General features: G+C 68.4%; 19 protein-coding genes and 1 other RNA gene. 10 read left to right on the forward strand and 10 right to left on the reverse strand.

Annotated elements, in window-relative coordinates:
• Positions 1-8: 8 nt before the first annotated feature.
• On the forward strand, positions 9-896 hold the full coding sequence (locus FHX37_RS06555; RefSeq protein ID WP_141922769.1) for an alpha/beta fold hydrolase: 888 nt from the start codon (positions 9-11) through the stop codon (positions 894-896).
• An 88-nt stretch (positions 897-984) separates the two neighbouring features.
• Here the strand turns inward: FHX37_RS06555 and FHX37_RS06560 are convergent, their stop codons facing one another.
• Positions 985-3,336, reverse strand: a complete 2,352-nt coding sequence (locus tag FHX37_RS06560) for a Tex family protein (RefSeq protein WP_141922770.1) — start codon at positions 3,334-3,336, stop codon at positions 985-987.
• 369 nt (positions 3,337-3,705) lie between these two features.
• Here FHX37_RS06560 and FHX37_RS06565 point away from each other — a divergent pair, with 369 nt between their 5' ends.
• Positions 3,706-4,887: a VLRF1 family aeRF1-type release factor gene (locus FHX37_RS06565; RefSeq protein WP_246062148.1), complete on the forward strand. Its 1,182-nt coding sequence runs from the start codon at positions 3,706-3,708 to the stop codon at positions 4,885-4,887.
• A gap of 268 nt (positions 4,888-5,155) precedes the next feature.
• Here FHX37_RS06565 and FHX37_RS06570 read toward each other — a convergent pair whose 3' ends face one another.
• A complete protein-coding gene (locus FHX37_RS06570) occupies positions 5,156-5,497 on the reverse strand; it encodes a hypothetical protein (protein ID WP_141922772.1) in 342 nt (113 codons plus the stop codon).
• A gap of 165 nt (positions 5,498-5,662) precedes the next feature.
• Positions 5,663-6,628, reverse strand: coding sequence for a deoxyribonuclease IV (locus tag FHX37_RS06575; RefSeq protein WP_141922774.1), 966 nt, complete (start codon positions 6,626-6,628; stop codon positions 5,663-5,665).
• A gap of 114 nt (positions 6,629-6,742) precedes the next feature.
• Between FHX37_RS06575 and FHX37_RS06580 the strand changes: the two genes are divergently transcribed.
• From FHX37_RS06580 to FHX37_RS23825, 5 genes are all read left to right on the forward strand, one after another.
• Positions 6,743-7,606: a Nif3-like dinuclear metal center hexameric protein gene (locus FHX37_RS06580; protein WP_141925065.1), complete on the forward strand. Its 864-nt coding sequence runs from the start codon at positions 6,743-6,745 to the stop codon at positions 7,604-7,606.
• A gap of 6 nt (positions 7,607-7,612) precedes the next feature.
• Complete coding sequence (locus tag FHX37_RS06585; RefSeq protein ID WP_141922776.1) at positions 7,613-8,356, forward strand: zinc ribbon domain-containing protein; 744 nt, start codon at positions 7,613-7,615, stop codon at positions 8,354-8,356.
• A 26-nt stretch (positions 8,357-8,382) separates the two neighbouring features.
• A complete protein-coding gene (locus tag FHX37_RS06590) occupies positions 8,383-9,510 on the forward strand; it encodes a bifunctional RNase H/acid phosphatase (RefSeq protein WP_141922778.1) in 1,128 nt (375 codons plus the stop codon).
• 36 nt (positions 9,511-9,546) lie between these two features.
• Positions 9,547-9,932: RNase P RNA component class A (gene rnpB / locus FHX37_RS06595), an RNA gene on the forward strand.
• Between the two features lie 184 nt (positions 9,933-10,116).
• A complete protein-coding gene (locus tag FHX37_RS23825; RefSeq protein ID WP_281288280.1) occupies positions 10,117-10,251 on the forward strand; it encodes a hypothetical protein in 135 nt (44 codons plus the stop codon).
• Positions 10,252-10,329: 78 nt separating this feature from the next.
• Here FHX37_RS23825 and FHX37_RS06600 read toward each other — a convergent pair whose 3' ends face one another.
• The 5 genes from FHX37_RS06600 to FHX37_RS06620 all read right to left on the reverse strand — a co-directional run bounded on the left by FHX37_RS06600 (position 10,330) and on the right by FHX37_RS06620 (position 18,055).
• Positions 10,330-12,654 carry a SulP family inorganic anion transporter gene (locus tag FHX37_RS06600; RefSeq protein WP_141922780.1) on the reverse strand — a complete coding sequence of 775 codons (2,325 nt, stop codon included), beginning with the start codon at positions 12,652-12,654 and terminating at the stop codon, positions 10,330-10,332.
• Between the two features lie 291 nt (positions 12,655-12,945).
• Positions 12,946-14,988: a hypothetical protein gene (locus FHX37_RS06605; protein ID WP_141922782.1), complete on the reverse strand. Its 2,043-nt coding sequence runs from the start codon at positions 14,986-14,988 to the stop codon at positions 12,946-12,948.
• A gap of 405 nt (positions 14,989-15,393) precedes the next feature.
• Positions 15,394-15,945, reverse strand: coding sequence for a YbhB/YbcL family Raf kinase inhibitor-like protein (locus FHX37_RS06610; protein WP_246062151.1), 552 nt, complete (start codon positions 15,943-15,945; stop codon positions 15,394-15,396).
• A 290-nt stretch (positions 15,946-16,235) separates the two neighbouring features.
• Positions 16,236-17,075, reverse strand: coding sequence for an ABC transporter permease (locus tag FHX37_RS06615; RefSeq protein WP_141922786.1), 840 nt, complete (start codon positions 17,073-17,075; stop codon positions 16,236-16,238).
• Complete coding sequence (locus FHX37_RS06620) at positions 17,072-18,055, reverse strand: ATP-binding cassette domain-containing protein (protein ID WP_141922788.1); 984 nt, start codon at positions 18,053-18,055, stop codon at positions 17,072-17,074. The genes FHX37_RS06615 and FHX37_RS06620 overlap by 4 nt, the downstream gene beginning before the upstream one ends.
• A 485-nt stretch (positions 18,056-18,540) precedes the next feature.
• On the opposite strand from FHX37_RS06620, the gene FHX37_RS06625 reads away from it, so the two are divergent.
• Both FHX37_RS06625 and FHX37_RS06630 read left to right on the forward strand, forming a co-directional pair.
• Complete coding sequence (locus FHX37_RS06625) at positions 18,541-19,053, forward strand: PH domain-containing protein (protein WP_211351755.1); 513 nt, start codon at positions 18,541-18,543, stop codon at positions 19,051-19,053.
• A 248-nt stretch (positions 19,054-19,301) separates the two neighbouring features.
• On the forward strand, positions 19,302-20,984 hold the full coding sequence (locus FHX37_RS06630) for a PH domain-containing protein (RefSeq protein WP_141922790.1): 1,683 nt from the start codon (positions 19,302-19,304) through the stop codon (positions 20,982-20,984).
• 21 nt (positions 20,985-21,005) lie between these two features.
• Here FHX37_RS06630 and sepH read toward each other — a convergent pair whose 3' ends face one another.
• The gene (sepH, locus tag FHX37_RS06635) at positions 21,006-22,094 is read right to left on the reverse strand and encodes a septation protein SepH (RefSeq protein ID WP_141922791.1); all 1,089 of its coding nucleotides are present in this window, start codon (positions 22,092-22,094) and stop codon (positions 21,006-21,008) included.
• Between the two features lie 517 nt (positions 22,095-22,611).
• Between sepH and FHX37_RS06640 the strand changes: the two genes are divergently transcribed.
• Positions 22,612-23,493 (forward strand): hypothetical protein, encoded by an 882-nt coding sequence (locus FHX37_RS06640; protein WP_141922792.1) that lies wholly within the window; start codon positions 22,612-22,614, stop codon positions 23,491-23,493.
• Between the two features lie 60 nt (positions 23,494-23,553).
• On the opposite strand, the gene FHX37_RS06645 is transcribed toward FHX37_RS06640, so the two are convergent.
• Positions 23,554-24,855 carry a D-arabinono-1,4-lactone oxidase gene (locus FHX37_RS06645; protein WP_141922794.1) on the reverse strand — a complete coding sequence of 434 codons (1,302 nt, stop codon included), beginning with the start codon at positions 24,853-24,855 and terminating at the stop codon, positions 23,554-23,556.
• Positions 24,856-24,954 lie beyond the last annotated feature (99 nt).

Raw genomic sequence — 24,954 nt, forward strand, 5'->3', positions numbered from 1 at the left:
TGGAACACATGGACGTCGCGCGCATCGCCTACGACCGCACGGGCAGCGGAACCCCCGTCGTGCTGCTGCACGGACTGGCACACCGGCGCCAGACGTGGTACCCGGTGATGAGGAACCTCGCACACCGACACGAGGCGATCGCGCTCGATCTTCCCGGGTGCGGGAGCAGCCCCGACCCTCCGGAGGGGGAACGCTACGACGTCGCGGCACTGGCGGAGACGGTGCGGCGTTTCTGCGCCGAGCTCGGAGTCGACCGCCCGCATGTCGTGGGGAACTCCCTCGGCGGAGCGGTCGCGTTGGAACTCGGCGCGTGCGGCTTCGCGGCCTCGGCCACGGCGCTGTCCCCGGTCGGCTTCAACGCCGGCGCACAACAGAACGGGCATCGTTTGCTGGCCCAAAGCGCGACGTTGGCGTCGCTCCTGCCGCAGCGCCTGTGGCGAGCCGCTGCGGGGAGCAGGCCGGGGCGGGCGGTCGCTCGGCGGGCGCTCCGGGGAGACCCCTCCTCGCACTCCGCACGCGGACTGGTTTTCGACACGAGCGTACTGACCCCGGGCTCACCCTTCCTGCGGATGCTTCCCCGGGTGGCCGACTACACCTTTACCGGAACCGTCCCATGCCCCGTCACTGTCGCCTGGGGCGACCGGGACCGGCTGCTGCCTCCCGGGAACGCCCGCCGAGCGCTGAACCGCATCCCCCACGCCCGTCAGGTCACCCTGCTCCGGTGCGGACACATCCCCATGTCGGACAATCCGCGCGCGGTGGCCCACGAGATCCTGCAGACGTGCCACGAGGCCGACAGCGCCGGCACCGTTGGAACCGCGGCAGCGTCGGGGGCGAGAGACCCGGGAGCCCAGGGGGCGGACGCCACATCCGCTCCCGGTGGCGGGAGCCGCTGACCCGACCGCGAGGCGGCGTCGTCTTCCCGCCGCGGCGCGGGCAGCGGCCCCGCGACGGATCCTCCGGCCGGGGAGCGCGCTGGCGGTGTCAGTTCCCCCCGGAGTCGAGCCCCGCGCGGCGCAGCGCATCCGCCATCGCACCCGTGGGCTCGGCCGGTCCGGACTCCTTCCGGTCCGTACGGGACCCTTTCCGGTCCCCACGGCGCTTGGCGCCGCCTGCGCTCCCCCCATCCGTCCGGGCGCTCTCCGGCTCCTCGAGGTCCGTCGGCCGCATGCTGAGGGAGATGCGCTTGCGCTGGGTGTCGACGTCCAACACGACAACCCGAACGATGTCGCCGGGCTTGACCACATCGCGTGGATCACCGACGTATCCCCGCGCCATCATCGACACGTGGACGAGACCGTCCTGGTGCACTCCGACGTCGACGAACGCGCCGAACGCCGCGACGTTGGTGACGCTTCCCTCCAGCAGCATGCCGCGCTGCAGGTCCTGGATCTCCTCGACCCCCTCCCTGAACGCGGCCATGGCGAAACTCGGCCGGGGGTCCCGCCCCGGTTTCTCCAACTCCGCCAGGATGTCGGTGATGGTGGGGATACCGAAGGTGCCGTCGACGAAATCGCCGGGTGACAGGGAGCGCAGGGTGGCGCTGTCGCCGATGAGCGAGCCGACGTCGCGTCCCGTGGTTTCCAGGATGCGGCGTACCACCGGATACGACTCGGGGTGCACGCTGGAAGCGTCCAACGGGTCATCCCCCTCCCGGATCCGGAGGAAGCCCGCGCACTGCTCGAACGCTTTGGGCCCGAGCCGGGCTACGTCGGCGAGCGTCTTCCGGGAGCGGAACGGGCCGTTGGCATCCCGGTGGTCCACGATGCTCTGCGCGAGGGCCGCCCCGATCCCGGAGACGCGTGTCAGCAGGGGAACCGAGGCGGTGTTGGCGTCCACCCCGACAGCGTTGACACAGTCCTCCACCACGCGGTCCAGGGCCCGGGACAGTTTCGTCTCGGAGAGGTCGTGCTGGTACTGGCCCACCCCGATCGACTTGGGGTCGATCTTGACCAGCTCCGCCAGGGGGTCCTGCAGCCTGCGCGCGATCGACACGGCTCCCCGTAGTGACACGTCCATGTCGGGAAGCTCGCGTGAGGCATAAGCCGAGGCGGAGTACACCGACGCTCCCGCCTCCGAGACCATGGTCTTGCGCAGTCCCAGCTCGGGACGGCGACCGATGAGAGCACCGACGAGCCTGTCGGTCTCCCGGGAGGCCGTACCGTTACCCACGGCCACGAGCTCGACGTTGTGCTGCTGGGCCAACCGCCCCAGCGTGCGGAGCGCCTCCTCCCACTGTTGCTGGGGAGCGTGCGGATGGACCGTGTCCGTGGTGACGACCTTGCCGGTCGCGTCCACCACCGCGACCTTGACGCCGGTGCGCAGTCCGGGATCCAGGCCCATGGTGGCGCGGTTGCCCGCGGGAGCCGCCAGCAGTACGTCACGAACGTTGGCGGCGAACACCTCCACTCCCGAATCCTCGGCGAGCTGCCACAACCGCATCCGGAGGTCGAGGTCCAGCCGGGCGAAGACCCGGGTGCGCCAGGCCCAACGCACGGTCTCCCGGAGCCAACGGTCCGCGGAACGTCCCAGGTCACGCACTCCGAGATGCTCGGCTATAGCGACCTCGTAACCGGACCGCCCGTCCGCGTCGGCCGCGGGAGTCCCCTCCGGCTCCGGCTCCAGAGTGAGGGTGAGAACACCTTCCTTCTCCCCTCGGAACAGTGCGAGTACCCGGTGGGCGGGGAGACTCGTGAAGGCCTCCCCGAAGTCGAAGTAGTCGGAGAACTTCGCCCCGTCGTCCTGCTGCCCCTCGCGTACCTGGGAGACCAGCCTTCCCTGGTGCCACATGCGTTCCCGTAGCTCGCCGATGAGGTCGGCGTCCTCGGTGCACCGTTCCACCAGGATCGCCCGTGCGCCACCAAGCGCGGCCGTCGCGTCGGCGATGTTCTCCTCGGGAGCGACGAAGTCCGCCGCGGTGGTCTGCGGATCCCGTTCCGGTTCGTGCAGCAGGAGGTCGGCGAGTGGCTCGAGTCCCGCCTCCCGCGCGGACTGTGCCTTGGTCCGGCGTTTGGGTTTGTAGGGGAGGTAGATGTCCTCCAACCGGGCCTTGGACTCTGCCTGGACGATCCGCGCCTCCAGCTCCTCGTCGAGTTTCCCCTGTGTCCGGAGCGACTCGAGGATGCTGGTTCGGCGCTGTTCGAGCTCGCGCAGGTAACGCAGGCGTTCTTCCAACGCCCGCAGCTGTGCGTCATCCAGCCCGCCGGTCGCCTCCTTGCGGTAGCGGGCGATGAACGGGACCGTCGCTCCCTCGTCGAGCAGTGTCACGGCTGCCGCCACCTGCGGCTCGTCTGCACCGAGCTCAGCTGCGATCCGCTGGTTGATAGACGTCGGCACGGTTGTGGTCCACCTTCGCTGTCTGTGAGTCCGGGACGGGCCGTTCGCTGCCGGACCCGGGGTTACCGTCCCTTCCGAACCTAAAGGACCCGGACTGTGGGCGTTGCTGGTCGTGCGCGGGAACGGCGGGCCGTGTTGTCCGGGAACGTGACGGAACCTCTGGGAACGAACGCACGGTCGGGCCGGTACCGCTCGGTCACGGGAAGAGGCCCGAGCGTGCCGTGGGCCGTGCGGCGCCCCCGGGGGGTGCTGCTCCTGGTCACGGTACGGCGCGCACCATTGATGCCCTGGCAGGTCACCTGTTAGAGAAGAAGCAAGGACCCCTTCCGACCTTCCGGAAGGACGGTGCCAACGAGGGGTGGGATAAACGTGATCCTTGATCAGGCATCGTTGCGCGAGCTCGCGGCTATGAAGGACGAGATGGGAGTGCTGTCCGTCTACGCGACCGCCGACCCACGGGAAAAGTCAACCTCCTGGCCGGCTTGGCGCCGTGAGGTGAACAACGAGCTCTCCGCGCTACGGGACGACGTGGCGGCGAACGGGGAGAAGAAACGTAAGACCGCGGTGCTCGCGAAACTCGACTCGCTGGAAACGGACCTCGCGGATGTGCTCGACACGGGCGAGAGCGGGGTGGGCCGGGCCCTTTTCGCCCCCGTCAGCAGCGACGAGGTACGCATGCTGTCGCTGCAGATGCCACTCGAGGACCGCGCCGTACTCGAGTCCCGGCCCTACCTGAGGCCGCTTGCTGCCGCACTGAGTATCGGCGCTCCCGCCGGTATCCTGGCGGTCTCCCGGGACGGGGTGCGTCTGGTCGACCTGCGCTTCGGGGCGGCGACCGAGGTAACCAAGTTCTCCTTCGAGGTCGACACCAGTGAGTGGCGCACGATGCGTGGTGCGGGAGGCGGCAAGTCGGGGCCGGCCGCCCACGTCTCACCGCAGTACGACCGGTTCGACCGCCGCGTGGAGCAGAACCTCATCCAGTTCCTCCAGTCGATCCGTCCCGACATCGAGGAGCACGCGCGCCAGCAGGGGTGGCAGAGCCTCGTGATCACCGGTGAGCCCCGGCTGGTCGAAACGGTCCGTGGCAAACTCCCCGCCAACGGCCACCGCGACATCATCGTGTTGGACCGGGTGCTGGAGAGCCTGTCCGCCTCGGAGATCGCAGCCCAGATCCGTCCCGAGCTGGAAGCGATCCGGACCCGCCGCTGCCGGGAACTGGCCGAACGGGCACGCGGAACCGCGCTGTCCGGTGGCCAAGCGACGGTCGGAGTCAGCGACACGCTCGGCGCGTTCCGGGAGGGAAGGGTCGCGCATCTGATACTTGCGAGCGACCAGCGGTTGAGCGGCCACAGAACGAGTGACGGCCAGTACTTCCCCGAGGGGGAGCTCCCGAGCCAGCAGACCGACGGCAGCGTCACCCACGAGCCCGACCTCGGTGAACGCATGATCGAACGCGCGCTCACCAGCGGTGCCGACGTCACCGTGCTGCCAACCGACGTGGCACACGTCCTGCAGGCTGATGAGGGGGTGGCGGCTTACCTGCGTTGGTGACGGTGTCCGACGACGGGCGCGGAACCCGGTGCCCGCCGTCCCGGTCACCGGCGGGAGCCATACTCCGAGTTCCGCTTCATCAGGAACGCGACCACGGTGTAGATCGCCGCGATACCAACGACCAGTAAACCGATAACGACAAACTCGGCGAATACCATACCCATACCGGTGCTATGCCCGGTGCGGCCGGCAGTATGCCTGCTGGGCGGTTACCGTGCGTCTGTCCCGCGGTTCCGTAGCGGTCCGGTCCCGGTCCCGCGCGCCCGCCTCAGGAGTCCCCCTCCAGCAGGTCGGGAGCGTAGTACTCGTCCACGGGTACTGGTCCCCGGTACCCCTGGCACATGCACGAACGGTAGCTGCTGCTGCTCTGTCCGGTCCATCGGCCGGGGATCACCACCTGCGCCTGACACATTTTGGTCTCGCGGTCGTGGAAGACGAGATGGTGGCCACACCCGCAGATCGGTTGGGGAGCGTGCTTGCCGCTGTGCACAGCCTGGTGCTGTTGCTCCTGGTGCTGCGGCCTGGCCGCTGGCCGCTCCGGTAGCAACCGCCCCACGAGAACCCCGCCGAGTGCGACCGCTGCTCCAATGACCAGACTGACTGGGTCCATGTTCCGCACCACCCTCCAACGTCCTCGCTGCCCCATTGTGGCCCACGTCCCGCACCCGTGGGGCAGAAGATGCGGCTCTTCGGACGGCTGTCTTCGGCGTGCCGCCTACTGGGGGTATGACCGAGTTGTCTCCTGGTGGTAACCGCTGGGGCCGCCCTCCAGCACTCACCGGGCCGGTGCGCCGACCGGCTCCGCAGCTGTGGCCGGAGCCTGCGGGGACGGGGCGGCGCTCCAGCCAGCGGAGCCGCGCTCCCGGGAGGCGGTATGTCCCAACGTGCGCAGTCTTCTCAGCGTGTTGACATCCGCGGCGTGCGGAGTTTCCGGGCCCGGGGTCTCGACGATGACCGGCACACCCGAGCTCACCGGGTGCCGGAACAACTCAGCGAAGGGCGCGGCCCCGATCCGACCGGCGCCGATGTTCTGGTGCAGGTCCTTGTTACTCGCGCACTGCGCTTTGGAGTCGTTGGCGTGGACGAGCTCCAACCGGTCGGCTCCGACGGTCTCCCCGAAACGGTCCAGCATGGCGCGCATACCCGGTGCGGTGGATATATCGTGGCCCGCGGCGAAGGAGTGCGCTGTGTCCAGGCACACCCGGAGCTTCGGATGCCACTCGAGCATGTCCAGGTACTCCGCCACATCGTCGACCGTGGCGCAGAGGGCTCCTCCCTGGCCGGCCATCGGTTCCAGGAGGACCGGAGGGGAAGACGGGGAGAGCCGTTCCAGCACCGCAAGCAGACGCTCGCGCATGCGACGCAGCCCCTCCCGGCGGCCGTCCCGGACGGCGGAACCGGTGTGCACCACCACACCGCCCGCCTGGATCTCCTCCCCCCGGAGCAGCGCGTGTTCCAGGGAGGCGGCCGATCTCGTCGCGGTCTCCTGGTAGGGGGTCCCCAGGTTGATCAGGTAGGGCGCGTGGATGAACAGGGGGAGAGCGCTGTTCTCCCGCAACGCCGCGTCTTCCGCGGGGTTGCCGGGGCCTCGGGACCAGCTGCGGGGATTGCTGACGAACACCTGGATCGTCTCGGCCCGCACGGCGGCGGCGTATGCCAGCCCGCGTGTGGCGATCCCGCCGGAAACCGGGACGTGCGCACCGACAGGAGACAGCGGCGAAGCAGTGTGTGGGGTTGTCATAGTCACCTGCCAGCATACGACCGCCGAGGTTCCGCGGGGTCACGCCGGTTCGTGCTCTCGGCTCGGTGTCAACCCGGCCGAAACGCTAACCTGCGGTCCGTGACTACTGCGCCACTGACCCTGCGTGAAGTAACCGGGGCATTCGAAGCTATCTACGATCCGGCATGGGCCGCTTCGTGGGACGCCGTCGGTCTGGTGTGCGGCGACCCGGAGCAGCCGGTGTCGAGAATCCTGTTCGCCGTCGACCCCGTGACATCGGTCGTTGACGAGGCCCTCGCGTGGAACGCGGACCTGGTCATCACCCACCACCCCCTGCTGCTGGGCGGAGTGAACAGCGTCGCGGCGACCGGCCCCAAGGGACGTGTCGTGCACCGGCTCATCCGCGCCGGTACAGCTCTCTACACCGCCCACACCAACGCCGACACCGCTTTCCCGGGAGTGTCGGACGCGCTCGCCCGAAAGGTCGGGCTGACCGGGGAACTGCGCCCGCTCGCTCCCGACCCGGACGACCCCGCCGGCCGCAGGGGAATCGGCCGTGTCGGCCGCCTTCCCGCCACGGTGAGCCTGCGGGAGTTCGCCCACCAGGCCGCGAACGGTCTGCCGGAAGTCGCCGGTGGTGTACGGGTGGCAGGGGATCCCGACCGGATGGTGGACTCCGTCGCCGTAGCCGGGGGAGCGGGCGACTCCCTAATGGAAACGGCGCGTACGGCCGGGGTGGACGCCTACCTCACCTCGGACCTGCGGCACCATCCGGCGTCGGAGTTCGTTGAGCACCCAGCGGCCCCCGCCCTGCTCGATACCGCTCACTGGGCCAGTGAGCACCCGTGGCTTGACGACGCCGCGTCCCGGTTGGTCGACGCGCTGCGAGGAGAACGCACTAATGTGGATACTCGTATATCCACCACACCCACGGACGCCTGGTCGCAGGCAGTACGAACCTCGCGTGATCACGGCCGTTTCCCACAAGAGGAGTCCTGAACCCAAGTGAAAGCAGAATCCGTCCACCAGATCCGCCTGCTGGATCTGCAGGAGATCGATACCCGCCTGGACCAGCTGGACCACCGAGCGCGTAACCTTCCGGAGATCGCCGAGGTCCAGCGGCTCGACGCCCGTATCACGGAGCTGCACGAGCGTGTGGTCGCTGCCGAGACCGAGCTCTCCGATCTCGGACGAGAACAGCGCAAGGCCGAGTCGGACGTCGAACAGGTCCGCAACCGCGCCGAGCGCGACAGCAAACGTCTGGACTCCGGCCAGGTCTCCTCCCCCAAAGAGCTGGAGAACCTGCAGTCGGAGATCGCGTCGTTGCACCAGCGCCAGTCCGAGCTGGAGGAGGTCGTGCTGGACGTGATGGAACGGCGCGAGGCGGCGGAACAACGCCGGGCCCAGCGGCAGCAGGAGCTGGACTCCGTGCGTGCCGAGCGTGACGAGGTGGAGGAACGACGGTCCTCGACTCTGCTGGAGATCGAGGCGGACCGGGCTTCCGCGTCCGACCGGCGAGCCCGGGTCGTGGCTGACCTTCCCCAGGACCTCCTCGACTTCTACACCAAGCTGCGGGAGCAGTACGCCGGTGTGGGGGCGGCCGCTCTGCACTACGGGCGGTGCGAGGGATGCAAACTGGCGTTGAGTCCGGCCGAACTCGCGGACATACGCCACGCGCCGGACGACGAGGTGCGGCGGTGCGAACAGTGCCAGCGCATCCTCGTCCGCACCAGCTCTTCCGGACTGTGAACACCCGGAGCGGACAGGAGGACAACATGGCCCGGTGTTTGGTTCTGGAGGCGGACGGGGGATCGCGCGGCAATCCCGGGCCGGCCGGCTACGGCGCCGTGGTGCGGGACGCCACGACCGGCGAGGTGGTGGCCGAGGTCGCCGAGTCGCTCGGTTCCGCCACCAACAACGTCGCCGAGTACCACGGGCTGATAGCCGGTCTCGAGGCGGCTGCGGGCATCGACCCGCAGGCCGCGGTCGATGCCCGCCTGGACTCCAAACTCGTCGTGGAACAGATGTGCGGGCGGTGGCGGGTCAAACACCCCGACATGCGTCCGCTGGCCCAGCGCGCGAAGGAACGCGCGGCAGCGTTGCGGGAGGTGACGTACACGTGGGTGCCGCGCTCCCAGAACACGCACGCGGACCGGCTCGCCAACGAGGCCATGGACGCCGCGGCCTCGGGCGCGGAGATGGAGCATCGCAGGTCGGCCTCCACAACGGTCTCGGAGCCCGAGCCCTCCCACGAGTCCTCGGCGGAGCAGCCCCCGCCGGACACGACACCCACGCGGCTGCTTCTGCTACGGCACGGCGAGACGCCGCTCTCCGCGGAGGGAAGGTTCTCCGACTCCGGGGAGAGCGCGCTCACCGAGACCGGGCGTGCGCAGGCCGGCGCCGCGGCCAGTGCGCTCGCACGGGAGGGGATCGACGCGATCCTCTCCTCCCCGCTTCGGCGCAGTAGGGAAACGGCCGAACGCGTCGCGCGTGAGATCGCTGTCGACGTGGAGTTCCGCGACGAACTCACCGAGACCGATTTCGGCGAGTGGGCGGGGATGTCCTTTTCCGAGGCCCGGAAGCACTCGCGTGCGGAGCTCGACCGTTGGCTGGCCGATCCCGAGGTGGCGCCTCCGGGAGGCGAGAGTTTCGCCGCTGTGGCCCGCCGGGTCAGTGACGGCCGGGACAAGATCCTGGCGCAGCACCGTGCGGGAACCGTGCTGCTCGTCAGCCACGCCACCCCGATCACGGTCATGGTCCAACAGGCGCTGCTCGCACCGCTGCAGGCGCTGTACCGGATGCGTGTCGACACGGCGTGTCTGACGGAGATCGACTGCTACAGCGATGGGCCCATGGTGCTACGGAGGTTCAACGACGCGGCCCATCTCGGCGGTACTGGATAACAACGGGCCCTCGTCGGCCTAGAATGGAATGCGGAGAGAGTCGGCCAGGTGGTCGCGGCACCCGGGCTATCCGGTGTCGAGGAAAGTCCGGACTCCACAGGGCAGGGTGGTCGGTAACACCGACCCGGGGCGACCCGCGGGAAAGTGCCACAGAAAACAGACCGCCACCGCGTGCGGTGGTAAGGGTGAAACGGTGGTGTAAGAGACCACCAGCGGCCGGAGTGATCCGGTCGGCTTGGTAAACCCCACCCGGAGCAAGGTCAAGAAGGAAGGCTTCGGCCTTTCACGCGGACGGTTGAGGGCGGCCCGCCTGAGGTCCGCGGGTAGACCGCACCGAGGTTGCCGGCAACGGCAGCCCCAGATGGATGGCCGCCCGGTTCCACGGAACCCGACAGGATCCGGCTTATCGGCCGGCTCTCTCCTCTCCCGGCGGCCGGGTGCGGCCTCCCTGGGGCCGGGGCGCGGCGATCCGCCGAGTGCGGCCACGTATCGCTCAACAACACCGGGAGCTACCGATAGATTGGTGAGAGGCTACGCCTCGTGGCGCTGCGGCGCGGTTCCCGAGGCGTGGCGCGGCCGGTGTCTCCTGTGAAGAGGGTGCGGTAGATGGACTCGTCCGTGGCCTGGATGGCCCTGTTCGGCCTGCCTATTGCCGCGATACTCGTTATCGTCGGTTTCGCCTGGTACCACATGACGGAGGTGGAACAGGACGACCGCGACGATGTTCCGGACAGTGAGTGAGAACGTCCGCTGGGGAGCACGTGCTGCACCCCAGCGGAACGGCGCCGTCGTGCGGACGGCGGCGGTGCGTTCTCTCCCTCACGCGGGTGAGGTGTCCTGCTGCTCCGGGCTGTGTTCCTGGCGAGGCGTGCCGTCACCCTCGAACCGGATGGGAACGAACTCGGTCCGGTTCTCGTCCAGGATGTGCATCCGTACCGTTTCCAGGTCGTAGTAAAGACCGAAGAGTTTCAGCTCCCCCCGCTCGGACCGGCTGCGTACACCAGGGTAGGTAAGCAGGTTGTCCAGCTGCTGGGTGACGTTGTTCTGCGCGAGCAGACGCAGGGATTCCGCGGGGTTGGCGGGAGCGGGGCTGGTCGCGGCGAACCGTTCCAGGCTCGGAGCAGCGCCCCGCAGCCAGGGTCCGAGGTGTTCCAGCCGTTCGCTGTCGGGCTCCGATCCTGCCTCGCTGAGCAGAGCTTTCATCGCTCCGCAGTTCGAGTGTCCGCAGACCGCGATGGCGGATACGCCCAGCACCTCCACCGCGTACTCGATCGCGGCGCCGACGGAGTGGTCTGTTGGTTCTTCGTCGTTGCGCGGCACCAGGTTACCGATGTTGCGCACTGTGAAGAGGTCGCCTGGGCCGCTGCCGGTGATGAGGTTGGGCACCACCCGGGAGTCCGCGCACGTGATGAACAGGAACGGGGGGTTCTGCCCCTGGGCGAGCTGTGCCATGAGCGTGCGCATACGGTCGGTAACGGCCGCATGGTGCTCCTGAACCCCGGAGTGCAGTAGGTCCGAGGGGCTGGTGCCGCCGCTGTCGTCCATGGACCATGGTGTCCACCGTTGGGCCGTCTCACGCGGCGATGTCTTGTGTGCCGGAGGAGTTTGCATAGAGCTGCGTTCGTACCAGTTCTCGTGTATTTCGTCGATGTCCACGCATCCGCCGGTGCGTTCGTGGTCGAGGCGCCACGTGTGGATCGACTCGAATGCCGCGTGGTCCATGAAGTCCACGTGCAGGTCGAGGTCGACGTGGGAGCCTGTGGGAAGTGTACGCAGTACCTGCGTCACCCGTGGTACCCCCAGGAACGTGAGCGAGCCCTTCACCACGACGTGCCACCGGTCGTGGACCTGCTCGGTCAGTATGCTCAGTCGGGTGAGCCTGCGCAGTGAGAGGGCGAGTGCCAGGGCGACGCCGATCATCACCCCCGTGCCGATGCCGAAGGCGACCACGGCCACCAGTGTCGCTACGTAGACCGGGGCCTCGCGCTGCCGATGGAGGTAGCGCAGGTGCGCGACGTCGACCATCTGGAAACCGACGAAAACCAGAAGGCCGGCCAGGGCGGCCATGGGGATCAGCTCTACCAGGTGGGCGAACAGCGCGACGAAGAGGAGCACCCACACCCCGTGCAGGACCGTCGCGAGCGGGGTGCGTCCACCCGCCCGGACGTTGGTCGTGCCGCGGACGATCACCCCGGCGACGGGAAGCCCTCCCAACGTTCCGCTGGCGATGTTCGCTGCCCCCTGTCCCAGGAGCTCCCGGTTGAGCCGGACCCGTCTGCCGTCGTGCAACCGGTCAACCGCGATCGCGCAGAGCAGCGATTCCACGCTGGCGACCATGGCGACGGTGAACACTCCCACGGTGACTCCGGGGACCTGTTCGAGTCCCGGAAATGCGGGGCCGCTCCAGGCAGCGGAGAACGACTCGGGAAGTGCCACCCGTTCCACGTCCCATCCGGCGACTGCGGCGAGAACGGTGGCACCTCCCACGGCCATGAGGGCCGCGGGGATGCGGCTCGGCCGTAGCCCTCCGAGGCGTGGTAGTCGGGACCACAGGAACATGGTCGCCATGGTGACCACGCCCACGGCGACGGCGGCTGTGTGGTTGTTGACCAGCTGCTGGGGCAGTTCGAGGATGTTGGTTACGGCCGAGCTCTGGGGATCCCCACCCAGTACGACATGCAGCTGGGCCAGCGCGATCGTGACGCCGACGCCAGCCAGCATCCCGTGGATGACCGCTGGGGACACGGCCAGCGCTGCACGGGCCGCCCGAAAAGCTCCCAAACCGAGCTGGACCACTCCTGCCAAGGCCGTGATGAGGCAGGTGACCTGCCATCCGTAGCTCTGTACCAGCCCGAAGACGATGATGGTCAGGCCGGCTGTCGGCCCGCTTACCTGAACGGCGGATCCTCCGGTGGTGCCGGCGACGATCCCTCCCACCGCGGCAGCGATGATTCCGGATATGAGCGGCGCGCCCGAGGCGATGGCGATACCCAGTGAGAGGGGGACCGCCACGAGGAACACGACGAGGGAGGCGGCGAAGTCCCCCGGAAGGTTGGCCGGTAACGGAAGAGAACGTACGCGAGTGAGGGGGGCAGTAGGCGCTTCCTGTCGGGCGGTGCGTGGCCGCTGAGGGGCTGCGCGCATGTGTCTCCCTGGCGTATTGGATTGAAGTGGTGCTTGCGGATGGCAACGGGGTCCCGTCCCACGGGGGTGCTCCAGTGGTGCATGGGCGCCGGCGGGTACGGATGTCCGCTGTTGTCACAGAGGACGAGCCATCGGTAACTAAATGTAGTCGTTTGACGGCGTAGTGGCACCTTTTGTGATGTGATTTTGGTAACCGTTTTCTACGTCCGGGTCATGACCCGTGCATGCGTGAGGGGGCCGGGCGAAGACCTTCGCCCGGCCCCCTCACGCATGGGCGCCGCGGGTGCTTCGCTAGTAGCGCCAGCCGTCTCCGTAGCCGTACCAGCTCGGATCGTAGGAATGGTAACCCTCGTCGGGGACGGGGCCGCCATACGGTGGCCGCTCGCCGGAGGGGGGCCCGTAGCCGAGACCCGAGTATCCCCCGCTCGGGTCGGTTTCGGACGGATAGCTTCCGAACGTGTTGTTCGCGGGGTCCGGGTACGGCTGCGAGGAGTGGGGCGGGGCAGGAGATCCGGGGAGATGGGAGCCGCTCCACGGGGCCGGGGAGGAGGGAGCGTAGGAGGACGGTGGGAACGTGTTCCCTCCGTGGGACGGCTGGCCGAACGTGTCCGGACCGTAGGAGGAGGATGGGGGGCTCGTCGGGGAGTACGAGGGGTAGCTTTGCTGTCCGCCGGTAGAGGAGTCCCATGCGCCGGCCCAGGGACCCTGCTGCGTCTCGGCCGTACCGCCGTGGAACGGAGCCGGGACACCAGGGGAGGGGCTGTGGTCGGCAGCGGGATAGGAAGCAGCGCCCGTGGAACCGGGGGGAACCGGGGGCTGCGGTCCGGACACGGGAGAGCCTCCGGCCGCTTGGTGGTTCGTCCCGGTGTGTCCATAGGGGAAACCACCGGTGTCATGGGTCTGCGGTTTGTTGCCTCCGCCGTACTCCGTCAGAGGGTCGTACCCGCTTGGAGAGGGACCAGCCGGATGGGAAGCGCTGTTCGGGGAGGGGGAGGAGCCCGCGGGGGGATAGTAGGAACTCGTGCCCGTACCCGGCCAGGCGGGGGGTGCCCACCCCGCGTCCGTCTCCGAGGGCGCTGTGGGGAACGGGGGGGAACCGGGGGTGTCCCCGTGCGCGGGGCCGCCGAAGCCGCCGAGTGAGTAGGAGGAGGGGGAGGCGCTCCCGTACTGCGGTCGTGAGTGCATACCGGTGTCGTACGGGGAGGGTGCGGCGGGGTCCGCGCCGTAGGGGGGCCGGGAGTGGGTACCGGTGTCGTAGGGGGAGGGGAAAGCGGACGCGCCTGTGCCTGTGTCGGGACGGACCTGGGGGGTTCCGCCGTAGGAGGGGCGCGCGTAACTTCCGGTGTCGTACGGGGAGGGTGCGGCGGGGTCCGCGCCGTAGGGGGGCCGGGAGTGGGTACCGGTGTCGTAGGGGGAGGGGAAAGCGGACGCGCCTGTGCCTGTGTCGGGACGGACCTGGGGGGTTCCGCCGTAGGAGGGGCGCGCGTAACTTCCGGTGTCGTACGGGGAGGGCTGGGGAAACGCCGGCTCGCTGCTGGGAGTGGGGCCGGTGAGCGGGTCGTGGCGGTCCGGCTGGTGAGCTGTCGTGTCGGCGGGGGGAACAGCGTGGTCCCGGCGGCCGGAGAGGTCCGCCTGCCACGACTCGCCTGGGGAGGACGCGGCCGAGGGGGACCGCAGCGGCTCAACGGTGGGCCCCTCTCCGCTTACCGGGGATTCGTGGCCTGTTGGAGCAGGTGCGTCTTCCGCGGTGGAGTGACTACCGGCACCGTTCCCCAGACTGGCCAGCATCGCCACATCGGGATCGTCGATGGGGCCGGAGGGCGTGCTTTCGGTGGCATGCGACGCCGGGGCGGCGCGCTCGGGTTCGGGGGAGGCGCGGCGTCGGCGGGAACGGGGCGCGGGTTCGGGACCCTCGCCCCGCTCGTCGTCCGCAGGGGCGCTCCTGTCCTCCTGGTCCGGCTCGACGCGGGTCTCCTGTCCCACCGGTTTCCCGTCGGCCCCATCCTCCACGGCTGCCGCGTCCTCGGCCAGGCTGGACCAGAACGAGTTTCCGCTCAGGCCCTCGTCGTCATCCCAGCTGCTGCGTTTACGCCGGGAACGCCCAGTACGTTGTGGGGCTTCCTGCTCGGGTTCGGGGGAGGCGCGGCGTCGGCGGGAACGGGGCGCGGGTTCGGGACCCTCGCCCCGTTCGCTTCCGGCGTCCTCGTCCTCGTACTCGTCCAGGTCGTCGGTTCGCGCCTGACCGAGACTCAACGCGCGCATGCCCAGCACGATCAACACGAGCGCGATGAGGACGACGATGATGGCGATGATGGTGGTAATCGCAAAAGTCATGATGGGTGCACCACCCTAGGGCCAGTGGCCGTGTCGAGTATAGGAGCGCCGTTAACGGTGGGGGTGTGGCTGGCTCGTGCAGGAGGGCGCGGAAGATGCCACTGGTGATGAATCGACGGAGGAACCGGACCGGACCGTGTACGGCGGTTACTGGGTAACGCGACACGCACGGCAACCTCCGTTCTCGCAGGGCAGGAGTTGTGGCCCCTGACGGAAACACGTGGAGTGTGTGCTGTGCGCTGGATAGATTCGGTCATATCAACGGGGGGCACGGTTCTACTTTATGCATAGATGCACTGTCAGTGCATAGTGGTGACAGAAAGTCCGTCGTCCGCCCAGGAGGGGCGACTGGTGAGGAAGTTCCGAAATGAGGATATCCGAAACATGACGGGAATCCCCTCATGACTAGCCACTGGTAGTCGTGAGAGAGCCACGGGCGACGGTATGCGCAGCGATCTCCTCCAGTGAGTTGTCCAGCGGTTCGTCATCGGCCATGTCGGGATCGGTGCTGAGAGCGTAAACCGTGAACCGGTACTCCTGCTGTCCCCCGCTCTCGGGACAGGGCGGGTCGTACGAGGCCTCACCGGCAGTGTTCTGCCCCTGCCGTGCTGATCGCGGGACGCTTCCCTGCCGCAGCTCCGCCACTTGGGGATCTATACCGTAAAGCATCCAGAAGACGGTGGCTTCCTCCGGTTCGTCGACCAGGATCGCCAGGGACTCGATCCGGTCGTCCTCAGGCAGCCCCGACCACTGGAGCGGGGGAGAGGTGCCTTCCCCCGCGCAGGTGTAGAGCTCCGGCAGCGGTTGCCCCTCCTGCAACATCGTGCTGCTCACGTTGATGTCGGCGATGCGCTCACTGTCGATGCCAGGGGAGAGTACGCCACATCCTGCCGTCACGGTTGCCAGGACAGCGGCTCCGCACGTCGCGGTGACCGTGCGGTACCTCGGTTGTCCCACCAGTCGGGGAGAACGAACTCTGTGGGCTGGTAGACGGTGGTGCGCGGCCGGGAACATGGGGCTCCTGCAGGACGGATCAAGGTCGGTTGCGGCCTCCGGAATCCGGAACGCCACGGGCTCCCGTGGCGCAGCCTTCCCGTGAGGCGGTTTCTCTCCTCGAACCTTACTGCGATGCGCGCGGAAACGAACCGTGGCACGGGGCAACCCACCGCCCTCGTTCCCGGCCACGAACACGCGCTGCGGGGTGGGCGCCCACCCCGCAGCGGAGGAGGAACGTGTGCGGCCCCGCCTCAGGCGCGCTTCCGGTAAGCGCGCATGGCGAGTGGGAAGAAGACAGCGACGATGACCAGGGTCCACAGGAGCGTCAGCAGCAGTGGTCGGGTTACCGCCTCTCCGTCCATCAGTCCACGCATCGTGTCCGTAACGTGGGTCACCGGATTGACCTCGGCGAACACGCGCATCCAGGTGGGCATGGCGTCGGGCTCCACGAACGTGGAACTGCCGAAGGTCAGGGGGAACATCCAGATGGTCCCGAAGGTCTGGACAGCCATCGGGGTCCGCATCAGCAGCCCGACGAACGCCGACATCCAGCACAGACCGAAGGCGAAGACCATCACGACAGCCCCCGCGGCGACCGTGCCGAACCATCCGCCCTCCGGACGGAAGCCGATGGCGATCCCAACGAGAAGAACCATGACGATGGTCAGGAGGTAACGCACCATGTCACCCAGCACGGCACCGATCAGCGGGGCCGAACGCGCGATTGGCAGGGAACGGAACCGGTCGAAGATGCCCTTCTCGATGTCGGTGTTGAGGGAGACACCGGTGCCCAGCGTTGCGAAGATGACGGACTGCGCGGTTATACCGGGGATGATGAAGTCCCGGTACTGCTGCCAGTCCCCCATGAGCGCCTGGCCGAAGACGAACACGAACAGCGCGACGAACATCAGCGGCATGAACGTCAGCCCGAGGATCTCCTCCGGGTTGCGCTTGATCTTCAACAGGCTCCGCCAGGTCAACAGTGTGCCGTGCTGCAGCGCTGTCAGGGGAGTGACCCGCGGTGCCGCACGGGGGCGCTCCCGGGCCGACTCGTCCGGGGCCGGGTGTTCCACGGTGGGGGCGGCGTTCATACTGTTGTTCCTTCCGGGGTCGCATCGGTGGAGTCACTGTCCGGCCCGCTTGCGGCAGCGTGTCCGGTGATGGCCAGGAAGACCTCGTCCAGACTGGGTTTGCGCAGGGTAAGCTCGCCCACGGCGATCCCTTCCTCGTCGAGGCGGCGTACCACCTGGGGAAGTACGTTCGGTTCGGTCACCGAGGCATGGACCGCCGTCTCGGAGGAGCGAACGTCAGTACCGGTGACCTCGTGGACGATGGACGCCACCCGGTCCAGCTGCGCTCCCTCCTCCGGCTGCACCTGCAGAACCTGTGTGCCCGCGCGTTCCTTCAGCTTCTCCGGCGATCCCTCGCTGATGACGCGTCCGTGGTCGAGGACGACGAGATCGTCGGCCAGCTGGTCGGCCTCCTCCAGGTACTGGGTGGTGAGCAATACGGTGACTCCGTCGTCCAGCAGGCCGCGCACCACCTCCCACATCTCGTTGCGACTGTGCGGGTCCAGGCCGGTGGTGGGCTCGTCCAGGTACAGCAGACTCGGACGGCCGACAAGGCTGGCGGCCAGGTCCAGCCGCCGCCGCATCCCTCCGGAGTACGTTTTGGCGGGGCGGTCGGCGGCGTCGGTCAGCGCGAAACGTTCCAACAGCTGGGAGGCGCGCTGGTGCGAGCCGCGCCGGGAGTAGCCCAGTAGTCGGGCGATCAGTACGAGGTTCTGGGTGCCCGTGAGGTCCTCGTCGACAGCCGCGTACTGGCCGGTGAGACCGATGAGGCGGCGTACGTGGTGCGGTTGGGTGCTGACGTCGTACCCGCCGACAACCGCGTGTCCGGCGTCCGGGCGAAGCAGGGTGGACAGGATCCGGACCGTCGTGGTCTTGCCCGAACCGTTGGGGCCGAGAATGCCCATCACGGTCCCGGTGCGTACCGTGAGGTCCACCCCTGCCAGAGCCGTCTCACCGTTGAATCTCTTCACCAGGCCCTCGGCCCGGATGGCGTCTGTCATCGTCGTCAGACGTACGCGTCCCGGACCCCGAGACGTTGTACGCCTCCTCCTTCCTGCTCTGATGATGTCGTCCCGCCCGTGTTCACCCCTCACCGGTTCGAGACGAGAGCGACCCGTGTCCGTCCTTCGGCCCGGCCAAGCGCGATGGCGCCATCCGTGTTGTGGAACCACGAGGTGAGGTCGGGCGGCGCGCCTCGAAACAGCACGGTTTCCGAAGCGGAGAGCGCCCCCCTGAGCCGGCCGAACCTCGTCGGGGACACAGCCTTACCAGCGGGTACCGACACAGTGACGTAGCCCGTCGGCGGTTTTCGGAACCAGCGGGATGCTAGATCTATAACAATCGGCCTTTTCGGCACAACGTCGTTTTGGCGAGGATTGTTTCGCAGGCGAACCAGCTCGGAAACGACTCCCGGGCAACGCGGCCCCCAGCGCCGGACCGTGTTCGTAACTCCGCGCGGGAAGCCGCAGCCCCTAAACTCTGATGGATGACAACTGCCGCTCTGCGACCGCCAGCGCACCGGGTATCGCCTCGTGCCGTCCCCATGTGGACCGTGCGTTCGGGTATGGGGGTGGCACTACTCGTAGGCGTACTGTGCGTCGCGGCGTGGAACGCCGGCGCCTGGGGCTGGTTGCCTGCCTGGATCCAGCAGAACGCCTGGTGGGGGCCGATCGCCTATGGAGGGATCGCCGTGTTCCAGGTCGTCGTGGTCCCACGGTGGCGCTACCGGGTCCATCGCTGGGAGGTGACGTCGGACGTCATCTACACCCGAACCGGGTGGGCAACCCGCGAGTGGCAGCTCGTGCCGGTCAGTCGCATCCAGACCGTGGACTACAACCAAGGGTGGCTGGAGCGGCTGTTCCGGCTGGCGACGCTGGAGGTGCAGACCGCCTCCCACGCGGGATCGTCCACCATCGAGGGACTGGACGCCGAACAGGCGCGGCAGGTCTCCGAGGAACTGGCGACACGGGCAGGAACCCTGCGGGACGACGCGACGTGAGAGGGGGACTGGTGGGCTGTCGTCCGGGCTGGTCCCGGTACGGGCCACCGCGACGGGAGGTGAGGGACGGCTGTGTTCCACACGGGCAGCGCAGCCACCGGGCCGTGTGTGACCACGCTCTGTCCCGGCGCCGCACCCCACGCGGCGGGGGGGCAGCGACCCCCACGGGGACAGGGGCGTCCACACCACGAAGGGGAAGGCGGCGCGTCCTCCCCACCTGACAGCGGGAAGGACGCGCCAATCATCCGATGACAGAACGCTGGCGCTTCGGGGGCGGCATGGAAGACAACAGTTCGTCCCGTCCGGACCGGGAGGGCGAGGACGCGGAGGAGGTTCCCGCACCCAGCACCACGCCTTCCCTGGCAGGGGAGGAGGAGCGCCGTCTCAGCGCGCTGACGCTGGTCACCGCCCCCATCGCGCACCTGAAGAATTTCATCACTCCGATCGCCATAGCGGTCGTGGCAGGCACGTTCAACCCGTGGATCCTGGTCAGCGCAGCGGTAGCGGTACTCGGAATGTTCGTGAGCGGTCTGGTCACGTGGCGGACCTTCCGCTACCGGCTGGGAGAACAACGGCTGGAGATCCGACAGGGTCTGCTCAACCGTTCCCGACGCAGCATCCCGGTGGAGCGCATACGTGGAGTGGACATCACGTCGAAGCTCCTCCACCGTGCCCTGGGACTCGCCGTGGTGCAGATCGAGGCGGCCGCGGGGGGAGGCGCCTCGGAGGAGGGGAAACTCGACGCTGTGACCGTGGCCGAGGCGCAGCGGGTACGCCGCGAGTTGTTGCACCGCCGTGCCGTGCTGCTCGGTGAGAGCTCCCGAGGACACGTCACCGATGCGGCGGAAGCCGCCACAACGGAAGAGGAGGACCGTTCCGGCGGGGAGGGGCAGGACGGCCGGACGTCGGAACGGGAGGGGCAGTCACCCGCGGAAACCGTGTACTTCGTGATGCCTCGGAGATGGTACTTCTACTCTCTTCTCAGCCTCGGCTACCTGCTCACCCCGTTCGCCGCCCTGGCGACCCTGCTGGGGTTCCTCGCCCAGAACGTCGACGAGGTGATCGACACCACGCCGGGAAGCGCCGCCTACGAGACGGCGGAGTCGATGCTGCGTGGTGGAACGATGGTCCTCATCGCCCTGGGAGCGTCGGCCTTCGTTCTCCTGCTCCTGATGATGCCCGTGTTCGCTGTGGTTTCGTACACCGTCACCCACTGGGGGTTCACGCTTTCCGGGCGGACGGAGTCCCTCGTCGCCGAGCGCGGGTTGTTCACACGCCAGAACGTCACGCTGGAACGGCGAAGGATCCGCGGTTACGAGCTACTCGATACCCCGCTGCAGCGGTCACGCAGCGCGGTTCGACTCAACGCGGTCGTGACGGGGTTGGGGGAGGCGACCACCCGCGCGGCACTGTTGCCCATCGGTGACCGGCCGCGTGTCACCGAGGTGGTGGAGAAAGCCCTCGTCCCGTACCGCGGGACACTCCGCTCCCACCCGCGCGCGGCCCTGGGGCGCAGGTTGTCCCGAGCCGTGGTCCCGTGGGGGCTCGCGTCGGTTGTCGCCGTCTTCCTCGGCTTCCCCTGGCTCGCCCTCGTGCTCGGGCTGGGCGCACTGCTGGGGATCCCCCTGGGAGTGGACCGTTACAGGTCCCTGGGGCACGGCCGCGACCGGCGTATGGTGAGCGCGCGCTGGGGAACCCTGCGTCGGAGGCAAGCCCATGTGCAACGGGACGCCATCATCGGTTGGAACTGGCGCCAGAGCCCGTTCCAGCGCAGACCGGGACTGGCCACCGCGCAGTTCGCCGTCGGAGCCGGAGCGGGAGCCTATCCCATCGTCGACGCTGACTTCGCGGACTCGGTCGCCTTCGCGGCTGACGTCACGCCCGAGGTGGTCAGGCCCTTCCTCGTGCCGCAGCAGACGGAAGAGGGATAGGAGCCTCGGGGGAACCTATCCCTACTCGGACTTCTTCGCGCCGAACATGATCTCGTCCCAGGAGGGGACGGAGGAACGTCGGCCCCGTCCTTTTCGCTTCTCGGTCTGACCGGTGTCCTGAGCGGCGCCACCGGCGGCAGCAGGCAGCGAACTCTCGGGGGAGCCCTCCTGCCCCTCATCCCCTCGGTCGGGGGGAGGCGGCTCCGTGCTTTCCCGCTGCACGGAAGGCTCGGGACGTTCGGGGACCTGTGTTTCTCCCGCAGAGGAGGTGGTCCGTGCCGTTTCGGAGACTTCCGGAACCGCGTCGTCCGTGGAGGGCTGATCCTCTTCCTTCGGGAAGGGACGCGCGTGCTCGGGTTCGGTCTCGTTCCGGGCAGCAGAGGCCGGGGGAGCCGTCTCGGTAGCGGCGGGTGGTTCCTCCACGGGAGGGGAGGCGGCGGGAGTGTTCCGCTGCGTGGCCTGTTCCGTACCACTGCGCCGCGGCACGAAGGGCGTCACGTTGGCGCTCGCCATTCCGAGCTCCAGCGGCTCCTCCGGTTGCGGTGTGGAGAAGCGGGCGGCCTCCTCGTCGGCCGGAGTGACGCAGCGGCGGCGCGGCTCATAGATCCAGTGCGCGACGCGCTCCTCACCGGAAATGTAGAAGACGAGCTTGAGGTGCCAGGTGTTGTCCTCGCGTTTCCAGGAGTCCCATGTGGCCTCACCCGTCTCCAGTTGGTGGGCACCGACCCGTTCGGTTACCAGGTCTCCGAGTGTCGGCCCGGGAGCGGAGTCGCCCTGGCGGCGCACAGAGGCGTGCTGGGCCTGCTGGCTCATGTACTCGCGTTCCTGCAGGACGGGGCTCTCGAACCAACGGACTCGGTCGATCGGAATCCCGGAGGTCTCGGCGATCGCCTCCGCGGTTTCCCCGGAGCGGATCCGGGCCTGGATTTCCTTGGGGCGCAACGGATTCTCCACTTCGATCTCGTACTGGCCGAGCCGGGAGAACTGGCCGCGCACAGCGGCGCGGAGACGGTCGTCGACGGGAAGCATGAATCGGGTTCCACGGCCGGCGCTCGCCAACACCAGGTAGCTGCCGTCCTCACTGACGGCGACGAGGCGAAGCTCTTGCATCGCCCTCTCCCTTTCGTGTCCCGTCGAGGGCAGGTCCTCAGCCATCCCCCATGCTCCCAGTCTCACTGACCCGCGATCGTCCGGCCAGTACCGCGCCCGGCATGTCCGAACTGTGCGTGCCCTTCCCGGCGCCGATCCTGCGCTGCCCCGTGTTCGCCGCTTCCGTCCTCCTGCCCGTGGCGCGGAGACAGTGGTGGGAACCGGCCAGCCGGTGGTACTCGGCGGCTCCCGGCGGAGGCTCGGATGCCGATCGTATCCGGCCGCCGGCGCGGCATGCTCCTCGCATGACGTACCGGGCACTGTGCCCAGTCCGATGTCACAGGACAACCGGATCACAGCTCAGCGCACCTGGCGATATTCTGGGGTGACTTCACCGTTATGTTCCGATTATTGGATTGTTAGTAATTTGCGTGGCTGTGGGGCGGAAGGAGGTCCGCACCGCGCCCGTTCCCATCACGGGGGATCCGATAGAGGCCGTAGTGACTGTGGGAGGGGACAGGCAGTCCATGGAGAGGCAATGAGCCGGGACGAGACGAAAAAACCGAACATCGACGTGAGCATGTCCCAGGTCGCCGGCGGCGGGCTCGCGACGCTGGCCGCGGCCACGGCCGCCGCCTTCCTCGGGGTGTACGGCACCATCGTCGGCGCCGCCATGATGAGCGTCCTGAGTACGGTCGGCACCGCCGTCGCCCAGCACTACCTCAGAAGAAGCGGGGACAAGGCCAAGGGCATCGCCGTCCGCGCCAGACGTACCAGTGACCATGCGGACCCCGGCTCGGGAAGTGGCAACGCCGGTGGCGGAGAAGCGGCTGGAAACGACACATCCTCCTCCGGCGGCCCAGCGGGAACGGAGGGAGCGGACACGACCAGTGCCCTCCCGACCGTCGGTGCGGTCGAGAACCCGCATCGGGAGGGAGGAGAGAGCGAGACAGAACAGCCGAACACGTGGCGGCGATGGCGCGGGGTCGCGGTGACCGCTGTCGCTGTGTTCGTTTTCGCGATGTCGGTGATCCTCGTGTTCGAGCTTGTCACCGGCCGTACGCTCTCGGACACCGTGCACGGGAACGAGACCCGGTCGGGGCCCTCGATCACGGGAGGCAACTCCACGGGCCAGGACCAGCAGCAGGACCCCGAGGGTGACCCCGTTCCGCACGAGCGCACTCCCACGACGCAGCAGTCGGAGACCTCGGGCGAGGACGGGACGGCGCCCGGAGACGCTCCGGAGAACGGGGAGCCCGAGGGCGGTGAGGACGGTACCGGTGGGGAGGACAGCGAAAGCGTTCCGGACGACGACCCGAGCGGCGGTGGAGAGGAACCGGACACCTCCGAGGAGACCCCGGGTAGCGGGGAAGGCCAGAACGACGGTGAGCCACCGCAGGACGGGCAGCCGGCCGAGTAGGACAGCACCCCGGAGGGCGGTGGTAGGGCCCACGCGCGCCAGGGCCTTGGTGCGGCCAGCTCAGGAACCCAGCACGGAAGCCGTGTAGGCGTTGCTGAACCGCCCCTGGGGGTCGAGCCTCGCGCGCATCCCGGACGCGGTGTTCAGATGCGGGTAAACCGTCTCCAGGTACGTGTGGTCGCGGGTGTGCAGCTTTCCCCAGTGCGGCCTGCCGTCCACCGCCGTGAAGAGAGCCTCCAGATCCGCGAAGAACCGTTCGTGGGAGGAACCACGGTAGATGTGCGCGGCCACGTAGACGGTGTCCCGCCCGTAGGCCGTGGACAGCCAGACGTCGTCAGGGGGCGAGAAACGCACCTCGACGGGGAAACTGACCCGGTGCCCGCCTTTGTCGACGATCGAACGCACCTCCCGGAGGACCTCCGAGGCGTGCTCGGCGGGAATCGCGTATTCCATCTCCACGAAGCGCACCCGCCGGCTACTGGCGAAGACCCGATGCGCGACGTCCGTGTAGGAGCGTGCGGACAGAGCGCGCGCCGACAGCTGGTTTATCGCCGGAACCGTGGCGGGAGCCCGCGCGCCGATCCTGTTGGCCAGACCGAAAACCGAGTTGGACAGGAACTCGTCGTCCAGCCACGCGCGGAACCGGGAAGGGGGATGGGCCGGGCCATCGCTCCGGTTGTTGCGCTTCGTGTTGGTGCGCCCGGTGTGAGGGAACCAGAAGAACTCGAAGTGTTCGTTCTCCGCGCGCAGCTCGGGTAGCCGGTCCAGCACCTGCTCCAAGGGCAGCGGCTCCTCGCGGGCGTGCAGCAGGAAAACCGGGCACACCTCCAACGTCACGGCGGTGACGATTCCGAAGGCACCCAACCCCACCCGGGCGGCATTGAACAGTTCGGGATTGTGCCGGGCGGAACAGAAGGTGACGGACCCGTCCGCGAGCACCATCTCCATTCCGCACACCTGGGCGGCCAGCCCGCCGACGTCACGGCCCGTACCGTGCGTCCCGGTCTGGATAGCGCCCGCCGCGGTCTGGGTAGCGATATCGCCCATGTTGGCCAAAGCGAGCCCGCGTGCCGACAGCTCGGTGTTGAGGTCACACAACGGAAGCCCCGCCTCCACCGTGACGGTTCCCGCCTCCGCGTCCACCGAACGCACACGCGTGAGCGCGGTGGGGGAGAGCAGGACCCCTTCCGTTACCGCGGTGTCGGTGAACGAGTGGCTCGACCCCACCATCCGTACGGGAAGACCCTCCTCGGCTGCCGTCCGCACCTCGGAGGCGACACTGTCCGTACTGGTGGGAGTGGCGATCCGCCGCGGCCGCGCCTGGTGGGTGCCGGACCACGTGCGCCATGACACATTGCTCATCAACGCTGAGATTACTGGTGCGTGTACCATGCACAGTCAGCGGGGTGTGCGTTCCCCTCCCGGCCCCCCGGGCCGGGGCTGGTCCGGAGAGCTGGTGTG

Source organism: Haloactinospora alba, from assembly GCF_006717075.1.
Lineage (GTDB): Bacteria > Actinomycetota > Actinomycetes > Streptosporangiales > Streptosporangiaceae > Haloactinospora > Haloactinospora alba.